The 1,586-nt window shown below is 44.5% G+C and carries 1 protein-coding gene and 1 pseudogene; both read right to left on the bottom strand.

The genetic code is table 11. From position 1 onward, the window contains the following. Nucleotides 1-674 (bottom strand): Bgr_08870 family protein (locus ABD915_RS09550; protein WP_345117704.1); only part of this gene is annotated, 674 nt, incomplete at its 3' end. Between the two features lie 13 nt (nt 675-687). Beyond that, nucleotides 688-1,586: pseudogene (locus ABD915_RS09545) on the bottom strand (DUF4815 domain-containing protein); the annotation flags it as partial.

The raw sequence follows: 1,586 nt of genomic DNA, 5'->3' as shown, positions 1-1,586 counted from the left end.
TGTTTCGTTAATTTCGCAATATCATTGCGTATTTTTTGAAGAGAAATATCCGCTTCATCTTTTGTATAAATCGCATTGCCATCAACAGTTGCTGGTCCTTTAAGCTTGCTTCCTGTTGCACTTAAACATGTGACCACTGCACCATTATGGGTAAGATTAAACGACGAACTGCCTAAGAGCTCTAAGCCACCACTCATGGTGACTGTGTTGGTAAATTTATTATAACTTTGCCATTCATTTGGGTTTGCTAGGCGTCCATAGCTTGTCAGATCTTCATTAATCTTGGCTCGAAATTCATCCAGTCCCACAATATCTTCTGTTTTATGTTGGTGCTTTCCTAACAAGGATATCGCACTGCCAAAGGTGAAACTGTTGTTGCTTGCTTTGTAGAGAACATAATTATTGGCGGCGTCCTTAGCACCCTCGATATCGCCCAAATCGGTTAAAGTGAAGGTTTTATTCGCTGCCATTTTGCTTTTGAGAGCCGCTGCAAGATCTGCAACATCACTTATGCTATGCGTGTGTTGTAAAGGTGCTTTTCCCTCTACCTGTTCCTCAACATCCGCAAGTGCTTGATCAATTTTGGTCAAGTTTTCCCGCAAGATTGGAAATTCAGAACTGATAAAACGTCCCTCTTTTGGCAATTCCATGTCGAGTTTTTTGGTTTTTGTCATGTGTTTTCTCCCATCACAATATGCCGGCGCCAAAATCACACACCATGGACCGTGCAGCCGGTCCACCGGTAAGGGTGAGTTTGAGGCGTGCTTGCTTGGCTGTTTTGTCACTGCTAATGAACTTTCGTTCTGTCCAAAGGGGCTCGGCAAGTTGTTCTGTTTCCTCTAATGTGAGAGGCACAAAAGCACCATCATCCAGTTGCATCTCGAGTGTAAAGGTTGCACCGCCCGGTAAAAATGTTTTGATATAACTGGTCAACCTTGCCTTTTCCCCAAAGGCAAAAGCACGGGTGACATAGGTTGCTGTTTTATGGATCTTTCCCGCAATCAATTGAACAGGCGCAAACAAGACGGGTGAGAGCTTTTCCGTGCCTTTGAGAATAGCGCGAAGCTTTACCTTTTCACTGATATATTCGGTAAGACTGAGCAATTGAAAGGGCAGCAGTTGATAAACCGTGCCATTGTTTCTTTCAATTTCAAAGATGACAGAACAATCACTTGAAGGCAATTCAATGGCTGCACGCACTTGCAAATCAGAACAATCAACAAGATCAAATGTGCCAAGATCAACCGTCTTTTCTGTTTGTCTGTAGCGTGCCGCCAACACTCGAAAGGCTAAAGCCTCATCTTGATGAGCAGTCCATGTCCTCGCATTGACAGAAGAAAAGCGTGGACCCGTTACATAAGGGTGGCTCGAGACGTATCTCTGGTGTTCTGCATCAAAATCTCCAAGTTTTGCCAGTGAGACAGAATGATCAGCGTCATCGGTTTTAATGACAAAAGCGGTGAGACGGTCATCGGGCACAAGCAGTGGTACATCATAGCGTGCCTCTGCCCAACCTCCCTTTGCGCCCTTCATAGAATAAAAGCTTTGTGCTTGAATATCGGTGGTCGGATAGCCGTTTTCTGTGC

It is taken from the genome of Bartonella jaculi, from assembly GCF_039543045.1.
GTDB lineage: Bacteria > Pseudomonadota > Alphaproteobacteria > Rhizobiales > Rhizobiaceae > Bartonella > Bartonella jaculi.
This window is presented reverse-complemented; position numbering and strand designations above follow the sequence as displayed.